Origin of the sequence: Nioella nitratireducens (assembly GCF_001879715.1) — a bacterium.
GTDB classification, from domain to species: domain Bacteria; phylum Pseudomonadota; class Alphaproteobacteria; order Rhodobacterales; family Rhodobacteraceae; genus Nioella; species Nioella nitratireducens.
In genome coordinates this window covers 1-18,719 of record NZ_MNBW01000033.1, presented here as the reverse complement: position 1 = coordinate 18,719, position 18,719 = coordinate 1, and the positions used below count along the sequence as shown (strand labels likewise).

Here is an 18,719-nt window from a genome sequence, read left to right as displayed (position 1 = left end):
CCTCCGAACAGTGTTGAAGCTTGGTAACTCCAACCAACTCGGTCAGGATCGAATGGACAACCTGTTGAAAGCTCACATCTAGCGCGTCCACTCGCCCCGCGCGCGGATCTCGGTCGAGGATATATCGACCATCGGCACATTGAGAAAGCACCACGCCGGGGCCTCCATCCGCGCCAGCCCCTTGGCCCGCGCCGCCCGCACCTTGTAGGGGCGGTAAATCTGCGCGGCTTTCGCCGTACGCGCCGAAATCCGCTGTCCGGGCCGGGCCAGAACCCCCACCGGCACATTCCGCAAGATCCATTCCCATCGCTGCCAGCGGTGAAAACTGGCCAAATTGTCCGCGCCCATCAGCCAGACGAACCGCACACCGGGATAGAGCGCAAAAAGATGGTCCAGCGTTTCCGCCGTGTAGCGCGTGCCAAGCCGCGCCTCGATGTCCGTAACCTCGATCCGCGGGTGATGCGCCAGTCGCTTCGCCGCCGCCAGTCGCCGCGCCAACGGGGCGGGCCCCTCGGTCTTCAGCGGGTTGCCGGGGCTGACCACCCACCAGACGCGATCCAGCCGAAACCGTTTCAGCGCCTCGCGGCTCACATGCACATGGCCCTCATGCGGTGGATCGAACGATCCCCCGAACAGGCCCACGGTCATTCCGGGGCGCACATATGGCAATCCTGCGCGCATGACCGCCTTTCTTGCGGTCCAGCGCGTGACTGTCCAGAGGGTTCAGCATTCTTGACAGCGCTTTCGCAGTGGATGCATCCTGATTGCAGCAAAGGGAGCTTCGCCATGACATCCTTCGATACGGAGAAGGCGGCTGACCTGCACCGCCATTTGCACAGCCATTTACCCTCGGACCCGGCGCTTAGGGTCAAGACCCTCGAAAGCCTCGCGGTGGAAAAGGGGCTGGTGGCGTCCGAGACCATCGACGCATGGGTAGAGGCCTATAGCGAACAGATCGGCCCCAAACGGGGCGCCCGCGTCGTCGCCCGCGCATGGCGCGACCCCGATTTCCGCGCGCGGCTGCTCGACAATGCGGGCGACGCGATCAAGGAGTTCGGGTTCGAAGGTTCTGCCACCGGCCATCTGGTTGCGGTCGAAAACACCGACGACACACACAACATGGTCGTGTGCACGCTCTGCTCCTGCTACCCGTTCTCGATCCTTGGCATGTCCCCGGCGTGGTACAAATCCTCGGAATACCGCGCGCGCGCCGTGCGTGAACCGCGCAAGGTTCTGGCCGAATTCGGTGTCGACCTGCCCGAAGACGTGGCCGTGCGGGTTTGGGATTCCACCGCCGAGGTTCGCTATATCGTCATTCCTCAGCGCCCCGAGGGCGCCGACGGCTGGGACGAAGAACGCTTGGCTGCCATCGTCACCCGCAATGCGATGATCGGCACAGATCGCATTCTGAAAGCAGAGGGCTGAGCCATGGACAGCATGCATGACCTCGGCGGCAAACAGGGCTTCGGTCCGGTTCCCGTCACCACCGGCGATGCGCCCTTTGCCTTCGACTGGGAACGCCGCATGTGGGGGCTGGCGCGTGCGGGCATCCTGCGCGGGATTACCATCGACTGGTTCCGCCATGGCCTCGAATGCATGGTGCCGGGCGACTACCTGACCTATCGCTATTTCCAGAAATGGGCGACCAACTACCTGATGGAGATGATCGACAACGGCACCATCACGCTGGACGAGGCCGTCTCGGGTCAGACCGCCACTCCCGCCGCACCGGCCGAGGTCAAGACGGTCGAGGACGTGATCGCCATCAACCGCGGCGGGCATATCAGTTTCGAGACCGAGGCCCCGGTCCCGGCCGGATTCGCCGTTGGCGACCGGGTTCGGACCAAGCGCTTTACCAGTTCCGGCCATACCCGCCTGCCTGCCTATGCCCGCAATTGCGAGGGCACGATCATCACCTATCACGGCAGCCACGCTTTGCCCGACGAAGGCGCGCGAGGTCATCACGTGGGCGACCACCTTTATACCGTCAGTTTCACCGCGCCCGATCTGTGGGGGCCCGAGGCCAATCCACGCGATACGGTGACGCTGGAATTGTGGGAGAGCTATCTTGTTCCGGCCTGACGATCCGCTCGCCCCGCGCGACAGCGTCTTCGATGAAGCGTGGCAGGCGCAGGTGCTGGCCATGGCCGACACGATGGTGCGTGGCGGCGTCTTCACGGCAACGGCTTGGGCCGAAACCCTGGGGGCCGAACTGCGCAGGGCCGAGGCCTTGGGCCAGCCCGATACGACCCAGACCTATTACGAAGCCGCGCTCGGCGCCCTTGAGGCGCTGACAACCGGCACCACGGACCTGACCGAAACCGATCTGAGCACCCGCAAGGCCGAATGGACCCGTGCCTATGAGCGCACGCCGCATGGGCAGCCGGTGATCTTGGACCGGGGCCGGGACTGAACAACCAGACAGCCCGCGGCAGGACCAATCGGACTTGTGCTTCAGATTTACCTGACCTAGGTCAGACAAATGATCGACGCCATTCACCGTATCCGCCGATTCAATCGGGCCGTCACCACCGAGGTGGGGGCGCTGGACACCTCGTTCCTCGGCCGGGGCCGCCCGCTTGGCGCGGCGCGGGTGCTGAATGCCATCGGCCATGGCATGGGCGATGTGGGGGCGCTCCGCGACTATCTCGACCTCGATTCAGGGCTGGTCAGCCGCCTTCTGCGCAAGCTGGAAACCGAAGGGATGATCCAGACCGTCCCGCATCCAGACGATGCCCGCCGCCGCGTTGCCCAACTGACCCCCGCGGGGCAGGCCGAATTTGCCGCCTACGAAACCCTGTCGAACGACCGCGCAAGGGCGTTGCTGGCCCGCCATCCCCGCCCGCAGGCCCTGCTTGACGCGATGGACGTCATCGCCTCCGCGCTCGGGCAGGACCGGATCCTGTTGACCGAGACCGACCCGCGCGGCGCTGACGCTGCCCATTGCCTGCGCGCCTACTACGGCGAACTCGCCCGGCGCTTCGATCAGGGCTTCGACGTCAACCTGTCCCGCGACCCTGAGGCAACCGACATGCTCCGCCCGCGCGGCGTGTTCCTCGTCGCACTCTCCGATGGGCTCCCTGTCGGCTGCGTCGGCCTCAAGGGCACCGGCGCGCCGACCGCAGAGATCAAGCGCCTCTGGGTCTCACCCGCCGCGCGCGGGTTGAAACTGGCGACCCGCCTGATGACCCGCGCCGAAGATATCGCGCGCGAACTTGGCATCGACAGGCTCAGGCTCGACACCAACTCTGCCCTGCCCGAGGCCGCCGCGCTCTACCGCAACACCGGCTGGACCGAAATCCCCCGCTTCAACGACGACCCCTACCCCGACCTTTTCTTTGAAAAGTGGCTGTGATCCTTCTTCTTGGTCCAAATACTCCGGGGGAGTCGCCTTCAGGCGACGGGGGCAGCGCCCCCGAAAAGGGGTGGGCGGGCGGGCCCGCCCCACACCCCCATTGCCCCGCCCTTCCCCCTTGTCTATGTGGGGAAGCAACGCGAATGCATGAGGGTTCCAATGGCTTCCTACCAGTACGTCTATCACATGGATGGCGTCTCCAAGACCTATCCCGGCGGCAAGAAATGCTTTGAGAACATCCGCCTGAGCTTCCTGCCCGGCGTCAAGATCGGTGTTGTCGGCGTCAACGGTGCCGGTAAATCGACGCTGCTGCGCATCATGGCCGGCATCGACAAGGATTTCTCGGGCGAGGCCTGGTCGGCCGAAGGCGCCAAGGTGGGCTACCTGCCGCAGGAACCGCAGCTCGACGAGGGTCTCAATGTCCGCGACAACGTCATGCTGGGCGTGGCCGCCAAGAAGGCCAAGCTCGACCGCTTCAATGAATTGGCGATGAATTACTCGGACGAGACCGCCGACGAGATGGCGCAGCTTCAGGACGAGATCGACAGCCAGAACCTTTGGGATCTGGACAGCCAGATCGACGTGGCGATGGAGGCCCTTCGCTGCCCGCCGGACGATGCTGACGTCGCCACCCTGTCGGGCGGCGAACGGCGCCGGGTGGCGCTGTGCAAGCTGCTGCTTGAAGCGCCCGACATGCTGCTGCTCGACGAACCGACCAACCACCTCGACGCGGAAACCATCGCCTGGTTGCAACAGCACCTGATCGACTACAAGGGCACGATCCTGATCGTCACCCACGACCGCTATTTCCTCGACGACATCACCGGCTGGATTCTGGAACTCGACCGTGGCCGGGGCGTCCCCTACGAGGGCAACTATTCCGCGTGGCTGGAACAGAAAGCCAAACGGCTGGCGCAGGAAGCGCGCGAGGACAAGTCCAAGCAGAAGACGCTGGAACGCGAACTGGAATGGATGCGGCAGGGCCAGAAGGCCCGGCAGGCCAAGCAAAAGGCGCGGATCAACGCCTATAACGAAATGGCCGGTCAGTCCGAGCGCGAGAAGATTTCGCGCGCGCAAATCGTCATTCCGAACGGCCCGCGCCTTGGCTCAAAGGTCATCGAGGTCGAAAACCTCGCCAAGCACTACGGCGACAAGCAGCTCATTGAAGATCTCACCTTCAGCTTGCCGCCGGGTGGCATCGTCGGGGTGATCGGTCCGAACGGCGCCGGTAAATCGACCCTCTTCCGCATGCTGACCGGGCAGGAACAGCCCGATTCCGGCACGGTGGACTATGGCGACACGGTCAAGCTGTCCTATGTCGACCAATCCCGCGACGCGCTCGACGCCAAGGCCACGGTGTGGGAGGAAATCTCGGGCGGCGCCGAACTGATCGAACTGGGCGACGCGCAGGTCAACAGCCGCGCCTATTGCTCGTCCTTCAACTTCAAGGGCGGCGACCAGCAAAAGAAGGTGGGCCTTCTGTCGGGCGGGGAACGCAACCGTGTTCACATGGCCAAGCTTTTGAAAGAGGGCGGCAATGTGCTGCTCCTCGACGAACCGACCAACGATCTGGACGTCGAAACCCTGCGGGCACTGGAAGACGCCCTGACCGATTTCGCCGGCTGCGCCGTGGTCATCTCGCACGATCGTTTCTTCCTCGACCGGATCTGTACCCACATCCTCGCCTTCGAAGGCGAGGCCCATGTGGAATGGTTCGAAGGTGATTTCTCGGCCTATGAGGAAGACAAGAAACGCCGTCTGGGACCGGACGCGCTGGAACCGACGCGGGTGAAGTACAAGAAGTTCAGCCGTTAAACCGGTTTTTGGTTTGCCCTGAAGGGTGGGCAGATTTGCCCCCTTCAACACCCCCGCGTCTGCCAGGACCCCGAAAACGACAAAGCAGGAGGCGCTATGGCAACGCCTCCTGCCCTTGTCCCAGCCAAACCGTTCCGTGAGCGTGGCACAGCCGGGTGTCTTGGCCCCGTTCGCCGTCAGCATCTTGGGCAGATCTACTGGTCGGCGTGGGGTAAACCTAAGGGGCCAAAGGAAAAAGCGGGAGACGGCAGAGGTATAGGTGAATATGCTTTCGTATAGGTCTGCCGCACGCACAAGATGCTTGCATTCAGCCGCCCGGCACCCCACTTATTGACCAAGTCAATCAAAAGCGAGTCCGACGCATGTCCTCTCACAAACTCACCTGCCTTGAGTGCGGCGCCGTCAACCGGGTGCCAGACGCGAAACTGTCCTCAGGCCCGAAATGCGGCGTCTGTGGCGCGCGGCTGGCCGATGGCAAGGTCAAGGCCCTGGACCCGGCGACGTTGGCCAAGGCCACGAAAAATGACCAGCTTCCGCTGCTCGTGGATTTTTGGGCGCCGTGGTGTGGCCCCTGCCGGATGATGGCCCCGCAATTCGAAACGGCGGCCCGCGCCCTTGCCCCGAATGCGCGCTTTGCCAAGATCGACACGCAGGATTTCCCAGCCGTCAGCCAGAAGTTCGGAATCCGGGGCATTCCGCTGCTGATCCTGTTCCAGAATGGCACCGAAATCGGGCGTCTCAGCGGGGCCCGCCCGGCGGCCGAGATCGAGGCCTTTGTGCGTAACTCTGCCAAGCTGCCAGCCTGAGCGGAAATTGAACCAGGCGGCATGCTGGCGCGACAGACAGGTATCCCCTTGATCCCGCCGCGAAAGGACATCACCATGACCGCCCGCCGCCCCGTCAACACCGAAACGCCCCGCCGCAGGACCCCGCCCCAAAGGTATCGCTTCACCGATTGGGCGATGATCTGAGTGTCAGCCCGGCAAGTCGGGCACCGGGCGCGGCTGGCCGTTTTCGTCGATGGCTACAAAGGTAAAGACCGCCTCCGTTACCTTCTCTCGGGCCCCCAAGGCCCCGCGCCGCACCCACGCCTCGACCTCGATCGCCATGGACGTTCGCCCCACCCGCTTGATATGCGTGTAGACGCACAGCACATCGCCCACACTGACCGGGCGGATGAACTTCATGGCATCCACCGCAACGGTGGTCGAGCGGCCTTGCGCCCGCTCTCGCGCAACGATCCCACAGGCGATGTCCATCTGGCTCAGCACCCAGCCCCCGAAAATATCGCCATTGCCATTCATGTCGGCGGGCATGGCCACGGTGCGCAGCGTCAGCTCGCCCTCGGGCGCGTCGGATGTGTTGGTCATCGGTCCTGCCTTGGCTTGGGGTGCCCCCTAATTTGGCACCCTGTCCGGCGACAAACAAGGCTGGCATCCACCACGGTGCCCCCGTATCTTTGGCATAGTTCTTTTTGACGTTTGGAGATCACCCATGCGCGTATTTCCGGCGCTCTTCGCGCTCTTGACGATGGCCGTGCCCGCAACCGCCCAAAGCGTTGAGGAAACCGAGTTGGTCCATGCCCTGTTTCGCAGCATGAACCCGCAATCCATCGCCCATAACCGAGAGGTCTGCGGATATGTCGTGCGCTCTCCGGCGGGGGAACTGGGGATCAGCAAGGTCAGTTGGGGCAGCCCTGCCGCCTGCGCCACGATCCCGGTGGAACCGGGATTCACCATCGTTTCGTCATGGCACACCCATGCAGCGTGGGCACAAGGCTATGACGGCGAGGTGCCCTCGACCATCGACGTGGAAGGCGACATGCAGATGGGCGTAAACGGCTGGGTCGCCACCCCCGGCGGGCGGCTGTGGTTCATCGACGGGCAAAGCGGCTTCATGTACCAGGTCTGCGGCAGAGAATGCCTGCCGACCGATCCGGGCTTTTACCCGGAAGAACACGGGCCGGTGGAAAAACGATACACCCTTGCGGAATTGCGGCGTCGGTTCGTCGGACGGTAACGGGCGCCCGCGTCCATGCGAGCGCCCTCTCGTGCTTATTCCGCTGCGTCGAGATAGTCTTCCAGCGGCGGGCAGGTGCAAACCAGATGCCGGTCGCCAAAGACATTGTCGACCCGCCCCACGGGGGGCCAATACTTGTCCACCCGAAAGCTTGCCGGCGGAAAACAGCCCTGTTCGCGGCTATAGGGCCGGTCCCATTCGCCAATCAGCGCATTAACGGTGTGCGGCGCGTGCTTGAGCGGGTTGTTCTCGCCGTCCATCTCGCCCTTTTCGATGGCCGCAATCTCGTCACGGATCGAAAGCATGGCCGTGATAAACCGGTCAAGCTCGGCCTTGGTTTCCGACTCCGTCGGTTCGACCATCAGCGTTCCCGCGACCGGCCAACTCATCGTCGGCGCGTGAAAACCGTTGTCGATCAGCCGCTTGGCGATGTCGTCCACGGTCACGCCCACGCTGTCGGCAAAGGGCCGGGTGTCTAGGATGCATTCATGCGCGATGCGCCCGCCGGTGCCCTTGAACAGCACGTCATAGGCGCCTTCCAGACGCTTGGCGATGTAGTTGGCGTTCAGGATCGCCACCTTGGTCGCCTGCGTCAGCCCGTCACCGCCCATCATCAGGATATAGGCCCAGGAAATCGGCAGGATGGACGCCGAGCCAAGCGGTGCGGCACTGACCGGCCCTTGGGCCCCGCCGGTTTCGGGGTGGCCGGGCAGGTAGGGTTCCAGATGCGCCTTGACGCCGATCGGACCCACGCCGGGGCCGCCGCCGCCATGCGGGATGCAAAAGGTCTTGTGCAGGTTCAGGTGGCTGACATCGCCGCCGATATCACCGGGCCGCACCAGCCCCACCATGGCGTTCATGTTGGCCCCGTCGATATAGACCTGCCCGCCATGATCGTGAGTGATCTGGCAGACCTCGCGCACGGTTTCCTCGAACACGCCGTGGGTCGAGGGGTAGGTGATCATGCAGGCCGCCAGCCTGTCGCCCGCCGCTTCGGCCTTGGCGCGGAAATCGTCGAGGTCGATATCGCCGTTCTGGGCCGATTTCACCACCACGACCTTCATGCCGACCATATGGGCCGAGGCAGGGTTGGTGCCATGGGCCGAGACCGGGATCAGGCACACGTCGCGGTCCGTATCGCCATTGGCGCGGTGATAGGCCTGAATGGTCAACAGCCCAGCATATTCCCCCTGCGCCCCGGAATTGGGTTGCAGGCTCATCCCGTCATAGCCGGTGATCTGGCACAGCTTGTCGCTGAGATCGCGGGCGAGTTCGGCAAAACCCTCGGCCTGATCGGCGGGGGCAAAGGGGTGCAGGTTGGAAAACTCGGGCCATGTGATCGGCATCATTTCCGCCGCTGCGTTCAGCTTCATCGTGCAAGAGCCGAGCGGGATCATCGCGCGGTCGAGCGCCAGGTCGCGGTCTGCCAGACGCCGCATATAGCGCATCATCTCGGTTTCCGCCCGATTAAGGTGAAAGATCGGGTGCGTCAGGTACTCGCTTTCGCGCAGCATCCCCTCGGGCATGGAAAATTCAAACGGCCCACGGGTGTAGGTCTTCTCGATGCCAAAGGCCCGCCACAGTCGCTCGATGGTTTCGGGCCGCGTGGTTTCATCCAGAGAAATTCCGACGCGGGTGTCACCGACTTTGCGCAGGTTGATCCGCTGGCCGCGGGCGGCCTCAAGGATCACACCTTGCAACGCCCCCACATCGACGGTGAGCGTGTCGAAATAGTGCTTTGGCTCAACGATGTATCCCTTGTCGGTCAGGGTCTTTGCCACCTGCGTCGCCTTGTAATGCGTGCGCTGTGCGATGGCCTTCAGCCCCTCTGGTCCGTGGAAGACGGCATAGAAACTGGCGATATTGGCCAGAAGCGCCTGCGCGGTGCAGACATTGGACGTGGCCTTTTCGCGGCGGATATGCTGTTCGCGCGTTTGCAGCGACAGGCGATACGCCTTGTTGCCCTGCGCGTCGATGGACACACCCACGATCCGGCCCGGCATGTTGCGCTTGTAGGCGTCCTTGCAGGACATGTAGGCCGCCGACGGCCCGCCATAGCCCATGGGCACACCGAACCGTTGGGTGGAACCCACGGCGATATCCGCGCCCATGGCGCCCGGTTCCTTGAGGATCGTCAGGGCCAGCGGGTCGGCAATGACGATGCCGATGGCCTTGGCGTCATGCAGGCGGGCGATCTCAGCCGTGAAATCGCGCACATGGCCATAGGTGCCGGGATACTGGAAGATCGCGCCAAAGACGGCCTCGGGGTCCAGGTCGTCGGGATTTCCGACGATGATCTCGATGCCAAGCGGCGCGGCGCGGGTCTGCATCACCGCGATGTTCTGCGGATGGCAGTTTTCGTCGACAAAGAACCCGGTGGCCTTCGATTTCGCCACCCGCTGCGCCATGGTCATGGCTTCTGCCGCCGCGCTTGCCTCGTCCAGCAGCGAGGCATTGGCGACCTCCAACCCGGTCAGGTCGCTGACCATGGTCTGGTAGTTCAAGAGCGCTTCAAGGCGGCCCTGCGAAATCTCGGGCTGATAGGGGGTGTAGGCCGTGTACCAAGCCGGGTTTTCAAGGATATTGCGTTGGATCGCGGGCGGGCAGACGGTGCCGTAAAACCCCTGTCCGATCATGGTGGAGAAGACCTTGTTCTTCTTGGCCACCTGTCGCATGAACCACAAAAGTTCCCGCTCCGACTTGGGCGCACCGAAATTCAGCGGCTTGTCCTGACGCAGGCTGGCCGGGACCGTCTGGTCGATCAACTCGTCCAGATCCTTCACCCCCAGCACCTCGAACATCTCGGCCATTTCGGACGGGGACGGGCCGATGTGGCGGCGGTTGGCAAAATCGTATGGATTGTAATCCGTGGGGGTGAAGGCCATCAGGTCTCTCCTCAGCCGATCATGTCTTTGTAGGCGGCCTCGTCCATGTAGTCGTCCATCTGCGACAGGTCCGAGGCCTTGATCTTGAAGAACCACGCCGCGCCGAGGGGGTCTTCGTTCACCATGCCGGGGTTGTCGGCCAAGGCGTCGTTCACTTCCGTGATCTCGCCATCAATCGGCGCCATGATGTCGGAGGCCGCTTTCACGGACTCGATCACGACAATCTCGTCATCCTTGGACACGGTCGTTCCGGCCTCGGGCAGTTCCACGAACACCACGTCGCCAAGGGCCGAGGCCGCATGTTCGGTGATGCCCACGACCACCACGTCATCCTCGACGCGCAGCCATTCATGTTCTTCGGTGAATTTCATCGGGTCTCTCCCTGGTCAGATCAGCGTTTGTAGTCGGGTTTGTTGAACGGCAGTTCGGTCTGCACGGCGGGCAGACGTTTGCCGCGCACTTCGCCATAAAGGGTAGCGTCGGCGGCAACGGATGAGTCGATCAAGCCCATTGCGATGGGGGCCCCGATCGAGGGGCCGAACCCGCCCGACGTGACTGTGCCCACCTGCGCGCCACCTTCTGCCGCATCAAACAGCGGCACGCCCGCGCGCATGGGTGCCCGGCCCTCGGGGCGCAGGCCAACGCGGCGGCGTGGCGCGCCGTTTTCCATTTCGTCTAGGATACGGTCCGCACCGGGGAACCCGCCCTCGCGGGCGCCACCCGTGCGGCGGGCCTTGCTGATCGCCCATGTCAGCCCGGCCTCGATCGGTGAAATTTCCTCGGCCAGATCGTTACCGTAGAGCGGCATCCCCGCCTCCATCCGCAGGCTGTCGCGGGCGCCAAGGCCGATGGGCAGAACCTCGTCCATCTCCAACAGCGCGGTTGCGAAACCCTCTGCCGCGTCAGACGGCACCGAGATCTCGAACCCATCCTCGCCGGTATAGCCCGAGCGGGAAATCCACAACTCGACGCCATTCCACGCCACCTGCGCCACATCCATGAATTTCATCTGGGCAACCGAGGGCACCAGCCGTTCCAACGCCGTCACGGCCAACGGCCCCTGCAACGCCAACAGCGCGCGGTCGGTCACCTCCTGCACGCCGTCGATGGTGCCGCGCATATGGGCGATGTCATGCGCTTTCCGCGCGGCGTTCACGACGAGAAACAGATCCCCTGCCCGGCGCGCGATCATCAGGTCGTCCAGAACGCCGCCCGCGTCGCTGGTGAACAGGCCGTAGCGCTGACGCCCCTCGTTCAGCCCGATCACATCGACGGGCACCAGCGTTTCCAACGCCGCATCGGCCCCAAGCGGCAGCAGCACTTGGCCCATATGGCTGACATCGAACAGCCCCGCCTTTTCGCGCGTGTGCAGATGTTCCGACATTACGCCAGCAGCATATTGCACCGGCATGTCATAGCCCGCGAAGGGCACGAACTTGGCCCCGTGGGCCTCGTGCACCGCGCGCAGCGGCAATTGTTTGAGATCGCTCATGCAGCCTTCCCCATTGTCGTCCGGGTCGGGCCCGGCATCGTCCCCGCGCGCCGAATCGCGCGCTGCGATGCCCCCTCTGTCCTTTCGCCTGAGATCGTTATCCCTTCGGCGGACGCATCCCGCGCCTCTCTCCAGAGTTTTGTGGTTCAGCAGGTCCTGGCGCCTGAGAGTTTACCGGGGCGGTTGCTCCTTCGGCACCGGCGCGAGGCCGGATTCTCCCTGCATGAACGAGCGACACATTAGCAGGCATTTCCGACGAGGCAAGGGGGTTGCATGCCGCCGCATACGGGGTCACATGTGGGGCCATGTCAGACCCCTTTTTCTTTGGCTACGGCAGCCTCGTAAACCGCTCGACCCATGCCTACCCCCGCGCCGCACAGGCGACGGTGACGGGGTGGGCGCGGGCCTGGAAGAAGTCGAAACTGCGCAAGGTCGCCTTCCTGACGGCGGTCGAGGCGCATGGCGAAGAGATCGACGGGCTGATCGCGGCGGTGCCCGGATCCGACTGGGCGGCGCTGGATGAACGCGAGCGGGCCTATGACCGCCTGCCCGTGGCCGAGATCCGACACAGCCACCCGACCCTGCCCGATATCCAGATCTACCGCGCGCGCGCCGATCATATCGAGCACGAGGCGGGCGAGCATGTTCTGCTGCTGAGCTATCTAGACGTCGTCGTGCAGGGCTACCTCCGGGAATTCGGGGTCGATGGGGCCGAACGGTTCTTTGCCACCACACATGACTGGACCATGCCGATTTGCGATGATCGCGCCGATCCCGTCTATCCCCGCCATCAAAACCTGACCAACGACGAGCGGGCCTATGTGGACGGATGGATACGGCGGATCGGGGCAGAGGTAACGGACCGGCGCCCATAACGAATAACGCCCCGGCCTTTCGACCGGGGCGCATCCAATATCGTAGCAGGGGGGGGTGACCCCAGCGAGTGCTTAGCCGCGCTCTTCGATGATTTCCACGAGGTGCGGGATCTTGGCGACCATGCCGCGGACCGCGGGGGTGTCTTCCAGTTCGCGCGTCTTGTGCATCTTGTTCAGGCCGAGACCGATCAAGGTCTGACGCTGGACTTCGGGGCGACGGATCGGCGAGCCGATCTGCTTGACAACGATGGTTTTCGCCATGGGTCTCAGGCCTCCTCAGCGACTTGGGCGCTTTCCTGCGGCGCGTCTTCGCGCTTGGGCAGGATGTCGGCCACTTTCTTGCCGCGGCGTGCAGCGACCTGACGCGGCGAGGATTCGCTGCGCAGACCGTCCAGCGTGGCGCGGATCATGTTGTAGGGGTTTTGCGACCCGGTCGATTTGGCAACCACGTCCTTGATGCCCAGCATCTCGAACACGGCGCGCATCGGACCACCGGCGATGATACCGGTGCCTTCCGGCGCGGTGCGCATGACGACTTTACCTGCGCCGTGATGGCCGGTGGTGTCGTGGTGCAGGGTGCGGCCTTCACGCAGCGGCACGCGGATCAGGTTACGCTTGGCCTGCTCGGTGGCCTTGCGGATCGCCTCGGGCACCTCTTTGGCTTTACCCTTGCCGAAGCCGACGCGGCCACGCTGGTCGCCGACAACCACGAGGGCTGCGAAGCCGAAACGCTTACCACCCTTGACGGTTTTCGACACACGGTTGATCGCGACAAGGCGATCTGCAAATTCCGGGGTTTCTTCCCGTTCCTGACGGCGACCACGGCCCCCGCGGTTTTCACGTTCTGCCATGAAAGGCATCCTTTCTCAGGTGGCGCGTGATGCGCCGGTTTGTCTCAATCGTGGTGGGCCGCTGCACAGCCCCCAGATCATCGAGGCGGCACCTGCACGGCGCCGCCTGCAAAGGACCCGAACCGGGTCTTAGAACTTCAGACCACCTTCACGCGCGGCGTCGGCCAGAGCCTTCACCTTGCCGTGGAAGAGGAAGCCGCCACGGTCGAAGTAGCACTCTTCGACGCCCTTGGCCTTGGCACGCTCGGCGATTGCCGCACCCACCTTGGTCGCTGCTTCGACGTTGTTCTGACCGACCACGCCCAGATCCTTCTCCAGCGTGGAGGCGGAGGCGAGGGTGACGCCGTTCACATCGTCGATCAGCTGGACGCTGATGTTCTTGTTGGAGCGGTGGATCGACAGGCGCGGACGCCCGTTTGCCAGTTTCCGCAGCTTGTTCCGAACGCGCAGGCGGCGTTTTTGGAACAGATCTCTTTTGCTGTTTGCCATTTTGCTCGCCCTTACTTCTTCTTGCCTTCCTTACGGAAGATGAACTCGCCCTTGTAGCGGATGCCTTTGCCCTTGTAGGGCTCGGGCTTGCGCCACTCGCGGATGTTGGCTGCGACCTGACCGACCAGTTGCTGATCGTTGCCTTCGACGACGATTTCCGTCGGTTTCGGCGCGGTCACGGTGATGCCCTCGGGAACCTCGAAGTTCACTTCGTGGCTGAGGCCGAGCGACAGTTTCAGGACATTGCCCTGCATCTGCGCCCGATAACCCACACCTTGGATCTCCAGCTCTTTCTTGAAGCCGTCGCTCACACCGGCCACGAGATTCGCGACCTGTGTCCGGGACATGCCCCACTGTTGCCGGGCCCGCTTGGACTTGCCGCGCGGGGTGACCGACACGGTGTTGTCTTCGACGGTGATGGTGACATCGTCAGTTGCTTTGAAGGTCCGGGTGCCTTTCGGCCCCTTCACTTCGACGGTCTGGCCGGAGACGGATGCAGAAACACCCGACGGCAGCTCGACCGGTTTCTTACCAATACGAGACATTGCCAAACCTCCTTAGAACACGGTGCAGAGCACTTCGCCGCCAACATTGGCGCCGCGTGCTGCTGCATCCGACATCACGCCCTTGGACGTGGAGACGATGGAAATTCCCAGGCCCTGACGGACCTGAGGGATGTCATTCACGCTCATGTAGACGCGACGGCCGGGCTTGGACACGCGCTTGACTTCGCGGATCACGGGCTCGCCTTCGTAGTACTTAAGCGCGATTTCGATGGTCGGATGGCCATTGGCGTCCGTGCCATGCTCATAGCCGCGGATGTAGCCTTCGTCGGCCAGCACATCCAGAACCCAGGCCCGCAGCTTCGAGGCGGGGGTCGACACGATCGACTTGCCACGCATCTGAGAGTTGCGGATACGGGTCAGCATATCACCGATAGGATCGTTCATCTGTCAAACCCTCCTTACCAGCTCGACTTGACCATGCCGGGGATCTGGCCGTTCGAGGCCAGGTCACGCAGCATGATCCGCGACATTTTCAGCTTGCGGTAGTACGCCTTGGGGCGGCCGGTCAGCTGGCAGCGATTGTGCAGACGGGTGGGCGAGCTGTTTCGGGGCAGTTTCGCCAGTTTCAGGCGAGCCTTGAAACGCTCTTCCATCGGCAGGTTCTCATCGGTCGCAATTTCCTTCAGCTGCGCACGCTTGGCGGCGTATTGTGCCACCAGACGTTCGCGCTTCAGCTCGCGTTCGACCATTGCTTTCTTAGCCATGTATACTTCCTCTTCCGCGGATCAGCTGTTGAACGGCATGTTGAAATGCTTCAACAGCGCCTTGGCTTCCGCGTCGGTGTTCGCGGTGGTTGCGATCACGATGTCCAGACCCCAGACCTCATCAACCTTGTCGAAGTTGATCTCGGGAAACACGATATGTTCCTTGATGCCCATGGCATAGTTGCCACGGCCGTCGAAGGATTTGCCAGGCACGCCGCGGAAGTCGCGGATGCGGGGCATTGCAATCGTGATCAGACGATCGAGGAATTCATACATGCGGTCACCGCGCAGGGTGACCTTCGCGCCAAGCGGCATGCCTTCCCGAACCCGGAAGCCTGCGATCGACTTGGAGGCCTTCGTGGTCAGAGCCTGCTGGCCAGCGATTGCAGTCAGGTCTTCCTGGGCCGATTTGGCTTTCTTGGAATCGCGGACCGCTTCGGACCCGCAGCCGATGTTCAGGACGATCTTGTCCAGGCGCGGGATCTGCATGTCGTTCTTGTAGCCGAACTCTTCTTTCAGGGCAGGGCGAATGCTGTCCTTGAAGGCGGCCTTGAGGCGCGGGGTGTAGTTTGCGGAATCAAGCATCGATCACGTCCCCCGTGGTCTTGGCGAAACGCACCTTCTTGTCGCCTTCCATGCGAAAGCCAACACGGGTCGGTTTGCCGTTTGCGTCAAGCAGAGCGAGGTTCGACAGTTGGATCGGCATTGCCTTGGGCAGGCGGCCGCCTTGGTCGTTCTGGCTCTGACGGGTGTGGCGGATGGCCATGTTGATGCCTTCAACCACGGCTTTGCCGACACTCGGGTCGACGGAAGTAATGGTGCCTTCCTTGCCCTTGTCCTTGCCGGCCAGCACGACGACCTTGTCGCCGGTCTTCAGTTTAGCAGCCATCTTACAGCACCTCCGGGGCGAGCGAGATGATCTTCATGAAGTTCTTGGCACGCAGTTCGCGCACGACCGGTCCGAAGATACGGGTTCCAACCGGCTCACCCGCGTTGTTCAGGATCACGGCGGCATTGCGGTCAAAACGGATTGCGGTGCCGTCTTCACGGCGAACTTCCTTGGCGGTGCGCACGACGACGGCCTTGCGGACGTCCCCTTTCTTCACGCGGCCGCGCGGGATGGCTTCCTTCACCGAGACGACAATGATGTCGCCAACGGAGGCGTATTTACGCTTGGAACCACCCAGGACCTTGATGCACTGCACCCGGCGAGCGCCGGAGTTGTCAGCGACATCCAGATTGGTCTGCATCTGGATCATGTGGTTTCTCCCGACCTGTGGGGGCTGGTCTTGTTCTGTCCCCCAGGGTTTCGTTCAAACTGAAAGGGGATCGCCTAGTTGACGATCACTTCCCAGCGTTTCGACTTCGACATGGGGGCACATTCCTGGATGCGGACGGCATCCCCCACCTTGAAAGTGTTGTTGGCGTCGTGAGCCCGGTATTTCTTGGACTTACGGACGGTCTTGTGCAGCACCGGGTGCTTGAAACGGCGTTCGACAGACACAGTGACGGTCTGGTCGTTGGTGTCCGAGGTGACGGTGCCGGAAAGGATACGTTTGGGCATCTGAGTGGCTCCCTCTTACTCGGCCGACGCAGCGGCGGCTGCTTTTTCGTTCAGAACGGTCATGACGCGGGCCGCATCGCGGCGCACCTGACGCATACGCGCGGTGTTTTCCATCTGGCCAGTGGCCTGCTGGAAACGCAGGTTGAACGATTCTTTCTTCAGGTTGGCAAGATCTTCCCGGAGCTGGTCCGGCGTCTTGTCACGCAGTTCGTGGGCGTTCATCGCCTTTTCCTTTTCTCAATACACCAGAGAGCCCCTCGTTCGGGTCACCCTTCGACCTGGTGGTTGAATGACAAACGACGAATCCCCGGGCGGACCCGGGGACTCGGCAGATGCGTCCCTATAAGGGAGGTGCGCCTTGGGGGCAAGGGAAGATTGCAGTTTCCCGGTCCCGCGACACCGATCCCCCTCGCCCGCCACATCGCATTGGGATAAGAGCAGGTCATGGCCCAGATATCCTCCCTCTTCGTGACCCGCCTCTACCGCGCTGCCCTGTCGGAATTCGCCCCCGTCCTCGACGCGCGTGAACTCGAAACCTCCTGCCTCGTGATCGCCGAGGATGACGAGGCGGGGCAGGACTGGTGCGAGGAGAACGGCTATCCCGGCTACACCTCCTACGCGTCGCTGACCGACCTGCCCTGGCGCTTCCCGATCTTCGCGGATCTGGTGAAGGTGCTGGACGCCCATGTCGCGGCCTTTGCCGAGGATCTGGAATTCGATCTGGGCGAGGGCAAGCTGGTGCTGGAGGATCTCTGGATCAACATCCTGCCCGAGGGCGGGATGCACGCCAGCCACCTGCACCCGCATTCGGTGATTTCCGGCACCACCTATGTGGCGATGCCCGAGGGCGCCAGCGCGCTGAAACTTGAAGACCCGCGGTCCGCCCGGATGATGGCGGCGCCCGCCCGCAAGAAAGACGCGCGGGATGAATTGAAGACCTTTGTCTATGTGAAACCGGCTGTCGGCGACGTGCTGCTGTGGGAAAGCTGGCTGCGCCACGAGGTGCCGATGAACATGGCCGAGGACGAGCGGATTTCGGTCAGTTTCAATTATCGGTGGGAATGATCCGCGGCCACTCTACCACCCTCCCTTGCCGCTTGTGCTTGCCCCCCATGGGGCGGCGCCGACTCATACCGTCTTGACCGATTAGCCAACACCGCCGATCCTTCTGGTCATTCCGCAACCAGCATTTTGCCCCGGCGAGACGTGCCGATGGCATGAACAGAAGGACTTTTCCGATGCAATGCCACGAAGTTGACTACGAGATTTTCGGCGATGACATGCAGATCGTCGAGGTGGAGCTTGACCCCGCTGAGGTGGTGATCGCCGAAGCGGGCGCTATGAATTACATGGATGACGGGATCGGGTTCGAAAGCCGCATGGGCGATGGCGGGCGGCCGTCCTCCGGTTTCATGGACTCGCTCTTCAGTGCCGGAAAGCGGGTGCTGACCGGCGAGTCCATCTTCATGACCCATTTCACAAACACCGGGCAGGGCAAAAAGCGCGTTGCCTTCGCCGCCCCCTATCCCGGCAAGATCATCCCTATCGACATGGCCGAAATGGGTGGCGAGCTGATCTGTCAGAAAGATGCGTTCCTGTGCGCCGCCTTCGGCACCACCACCGGCATCGCGTTCCAAAAGAAACTTGGCGTCGGCTTTTTCGGCGGCGAAGGCTTCATCCTGCAACGGCTGAACGGCGACGGGATGGCCTTTATCCATATCGGCGGCACCGTCATCCGACGCGACCTTGCGGCCGGCGAAGTGCTGCGGGTGGATACCGGCTGTCTTGCCGCGATGACCGGGGGCGTGGAGTATAACATCGAGCGGGCCGGGAACCTGAAGTCGATGATCTTCGGCGGAGAGGGGATCTTCCTCGCCACCCTACGCGGCCCAGGCACGGTCTATCTGCAAAGCCTGCCCTTCTCGCGCCTCGCCGACCGCATCCTGCGCGCCGCCCGGCCCGGCGGCAGCAAGGGCGAGGGCTCGGTGCTTGGCGGGCTTGGCGATATGTTCGGGGATCGGTGAGCCGTAAGCGGTTCGCCGCCCCCACACTTTCGAGCTGACGTGTGATCTGCGATTCAGAGGCTTCTTTGGTTTGTGGGGAG

The 18,719-nt window shown here is 62.9% G+C and carries 26 protein-coding genes and 1 riboswitch; of the genes, 10 read left to right on the top strand and 16 right to left on the bottom strand.

Features of this window, described 5'->3' with window-relative positions; translation table 11 throughout:
• Positions 1-78: 78 nt before the first annotated feature.
• Complete coding sequence (locus BKY27_RS18590; RefSeq protein WP_071675962.1) at positions 79-681, bottom strand: nicotinate-nucleotide adenylyltransferase; 603 nt, start codon at positions 679-681, stop codon at positions 79-81.
• 105 nt (positions 682-786) lie between these two features.
• On the opposite strand from BKY27_RS18590, the gene nthA reads away from it, so the two are divergent.
• The 6 genes from nthA (at position 787) to trxC (ending at position 5,976) form a co-directional block, all read left to right on the top strand.
• Positions 787-1,425, top strand: a complete 639-nt coding sequence (gene nthA, locus BKY27_RS18585; RefSeq protein ID WP_071675961.1) for a nitrile hydratase subunit alpha — start codon at positions 787-789, stop codon at positions 1,423-1,425.
• Between the two features lie 3 nt (positions 1,426-1,428).
• Positions 1,429-2,082 (top strand): nitrile hydratase subunit beta, encoded by a 654-nt coding sequence (gene nthB, locus BKY27_RS18580; RefSeq protein WP_071675960.1) that lies wholly within the window; start codon positions 1,429-1,431, stop codon positions 2,080-2,082.
• Positions 2,069-2,413: a nitrile hydratase accessory protein gene (locus BKY27_RS18575; RefSeq protein ID WP_084668038.1), complete on the top strand. Its 345-nt coding sequence runs from the start codon at positions 2,069-2,071 to the stop codon at positions 2,411-2,413. Before nthB ends, BKY27_RS18575 begins: the two co-directional genes overlap by 14 nt.
• Before the next feature lie 69 nt (positions 2,414-2,482).
• Positions 2,483-3,355 (top strand): bifunctional helix-turn-helix transcriptional regulator/GNAT family N-acetyltransferase, encoded by an 873-nt coding sequence (locus tag BKY27_RS18570; RefSeq protein ID WP_071675958.1) that lies wholly within the window; start codon positions 2,483-2,485, stop codon positions 3,353-3,355.
• 159 nt (positions 3,356-3,514) lie between these two features.
• The gene (gene ettA, locus BKY27_RS18565) at positions 3,515-5,170 is read left to right on the top strand and encodes an energy-dependent translational throttle protein EttA (protein WP_071675957.1); all 1,656 of its coding nucleotides are present in this window, start codon (positions 3,515-3,517) and stop codon (positions 5,168-5,170) included.
• Between the two features lie 362 nt (positions 5,171-5,532).
• Positions 5,533-5,976: a thioredoxin TrxC gene (trxC, locus tag BKY27_RS18560; RefSeq protein WP_071675956.1), complete on the top strand. Its 444-nt coding sequence runs from the start codon at positions 5,533-5,535 to the stop codon at positions 5,974-5,976.
• Between the two features lie 168 nt (positions 5,977-6,144).
• Here the strand turns inward: trxC and yciA are convergent, their stop codons facing one another.
• The gene (yciA, locus tag BKY27_RS18555) at positions 6,145-6,540 is read right to left on the bottom strand and encodes an acyl-CoA thioester hydrolase YciA (protein WP_071675955.1); all 396 of its coding nucleotides are present in this window, start codon (positions 6,538-6,540) and stop codon (positions 6,145-6,147) included.
• 124 nt (positions 6,541-6,664) lie between these two features.
• On the opposite strand from yciA, the gene BKY27_RS18550 reads away from it, so the two are divergent.
• Positions 6,665-7,189, top strand: coding sequence for a DUF4329 domain-containing protein (locus BKY27_RS18550; RefSeq protein ID WP_071675954.1), 525 nt, complete (start codon positions 6,665-6,667; stop codon positions 7,187-7,189).
• Positions 7,190-7,224: 35 nt separating this feature from the next.
• Here the strand turns inward: BKY27_RS18550 and gcvP are convergent, their stop codons facing one another.
• From gcvP to gcvT, 3 genes are read right to left on the bottom strand one after another with little or no spacing between them, the layout of a single operon-like run.
• Positions 7,225-10,074, bottom strand: coding sequence for an aminomethyl-transferring glycine dehydrogenase (gene gcvP / locus BKY27_RS18545; RefSeq protein ID WP_071675953.1), 2,850 nt, complete (start codon positions 10,072-10,074; stop codon positions 7,225-7,227).
• An 11-nt stretch (positions 10,075-10,085) separates the two neighbouring features.
• A complete protein-coding gene (gcvH, locus tag BKY27_RS18540; protein ID WP_071675952.1) occupies positions 10,086-10,445 on the bottom strand; it encodes a glycine cleavage system protein GcvH in 360 nt (119 codons plus the stop codon).
• A 20-nt stretch (positions 10,446-10,465) separates the two neighbouring features.
• On the bottom strand, positions 10,466-11,566 hold the full coding sequence (gene gcvT / locus BKY27_RS18535) for a glycine cleavage system aminomethyltransferase GcvT (protein WP_071675951.1): 1,101 nt from the start codon (positions 11,564-11,566) through the stop codon (positions 10,466-10,468).
• 141 nt (positions 11,567-11,707) lie between these two features.
• A riboswitch (glycine riboswitch) is annotated at positions 11,708-11,797 on the bottom strand.
• A 74-nt stretch (positions 11,798-11,871) separates the two neighbouring features.
• Between gcvT and BKY27_RS18530 the strand changes: the two genes are divergently transcribed.
• Positions 11,872-12,441, top strand: a complete 570-nt coding sequence (locus BKY27_RS18530; RefSeq protein ID WP_071675950.1) for a gamma-glutamylcyclotransferase family protein — start codon at positions 11,872-11,874, stop codon at positions 12,439-12,441.
• Between the two features lie 72 nt (positions 12,442-12,513).
• Here BKY27_RS18530 and rpmD read toward each other — a convergent pair whose 3' ends face one another.
• The 11 genes from rpmD to rpmC all read right to left on the bottom strand — a co-directional run bounded on the left by rpmD (position 12,514) and on the right by rpmC (position 16,837).
• Positions 12,514-12,702, bottom strand: a complete 189-nt coding sequence (rpmD, locus tag BKY27_RS18525; protein WP_071675949.1) for a 50S ribosomal protein L30 — start codon at positions 12,700-12,702, stop codon at positions 12,514-12,516.
• Positions 12,703-12,707: 5 nt separating this feature from the next.
• Entirely contained in the window at positions 12,708-13,292 is a 585-nt protein-coding gene (rpsE, locus tag BKY27_RS18520) for a 30S ribosomal protein S5 (protein WP_071675948.1), read from the bottom strand.
• Positions 13,293-13,421: 129 nt separating this feature from the next.
• Complete coding sequence (rplR, locus tag BKY27_RS18515) at positions 13,422-13,781, bottom strand: 50S ribosomal protein L18 (protein ID WP_071675947.1); 360 nt, start codon at positions 13,779-13,781, stop codon at positions 13,422-13,424.
• Between the two features lie 11 nt (positions 13,782-13,792).
• On the bottom strand, positions 13,793-14,326 hold the full coding sequence (gene rplF / locus BKY27_RS18510) for a 50S ribosomal protein L6 (RefSeq protein ID WP_071675946.1): 534 nt from the start codon (positions 14,324-14,326) through the stop codon (positions 13,793-13,795).
• 12 nt (positions 14,327-14,338) lie between these two features.
• Entirely contained in the window at positions 14,339-14,731 is a 393-nt protein-coding gene (gene rpsH, locus BKY27_RS18505; protein ID WP_071675945.1) for a 30S ribosomal protein S8, read from the bottom strand.
• A 14-nt stretch (positions 14,732-14,745) separates the two neighbouring features.
• Positions 14,746-15,051, bottom strand: coding sequence for a 30S ribosomal protein S14 (gene rpsN, locus BKY27_RS18500; protein ID WP_071675944.1), 306 nt, complete (start codon positions 15,049-15,051; stop codon positions 14,746-14,748).
• A gap of 21 nt (positions 15,052-15,072) precedes the next feature.
• On the bottom strand, positions 15,073-15,636 hold the full coding sequence (rplE, locus tag BKY27_RS18495) for a 50S ribosomal protein L5 (RefSeq protein WP_071675943.1): 564 nt from the start codon (positions 15,634-15,636) through the stop codon (positions 15,073-15,075).
• The gene (gene rplX, locus BKY27_RS18490; protein ID WP_071675942.1) at positions 15,629-15,940 is read right to left on the bottom strand and encodes a 50S ribosomal protein L24; all 312 of its coding nucleotides are present in this window, start codon (positions 15,938-15,940) and stop codon (positions 15,629-15,631) included. The genes rplE and rplX overlap by 8 nt, the downstream gene beginning before the upstream one ends.
• Position 15,941: 1 nt before the next feature.
• Positions 15,942-16,310: a 50S ribosomal protein L14 gene (rplN, locus tag BKY27_RS18485; protein WP_007427594.1), complete on the bottom strand. Its 369-nt coding sequence runs from the start codon at positions 16,308-16,310 to the stop codon at positions 15,942-15,944.
• 74 nt (positions 16,311-16,384) lie between these two features.
• Complete coding sequence (rpsQ, locus tag BKY27_RS18480; protein WP_071675941.1) at positions 16,385-16,615, bottom strand: 30S ribosomal protein S17; 231 nt, start codon at positions 16,613-16,615, stop codon at positions 16,385-16,387.
• Between the two features lie 15 nt (positions 16,616-16,630).
• The gene (gene rpmC / locus BKY27_RS18475; protein WP_071675940.1) at positions 16,631-16,837 is read right to left on the bottom strand and encodes a 50S ribosomal protein L29; all 207 of its coding nucleotides are present in this window, start codon (positions 16,835-16,837) and stop codon (positions 16,631-16,633) included.
• 222 nt (positions 16,838-17,059) lie between these two features.
• On the opposite strand from rpmC, the gene BKY27_RS18470 reads away from it, so the two are divergent.
• A complete protein-coding gene (locus BKY27_RS18470; RefSeq protein WP_071675939.1) occupies positions 17,060-17,680 on the top strand; it encodes a 2OG-Fe(II) oxygenase family protein in 621 nt (206 codons plus the stop codon).
• Between the two features lie 173 nt (positions 17,681-17,853).
• Positions 17,854-18,639 carry an AIM24 family protein gene (locus BKY27_RS18465; protein WP_071675938.1) on the top strand — a complete coding sequence of 262 codons (786 nt, stop codon included), beginning with the start codon at positions 17,854-17,856 and terminating at the stop codon, positions 18,637-18,639.
• Positions 18,640-18,719 lie beyond the last annotated feature (80 nt).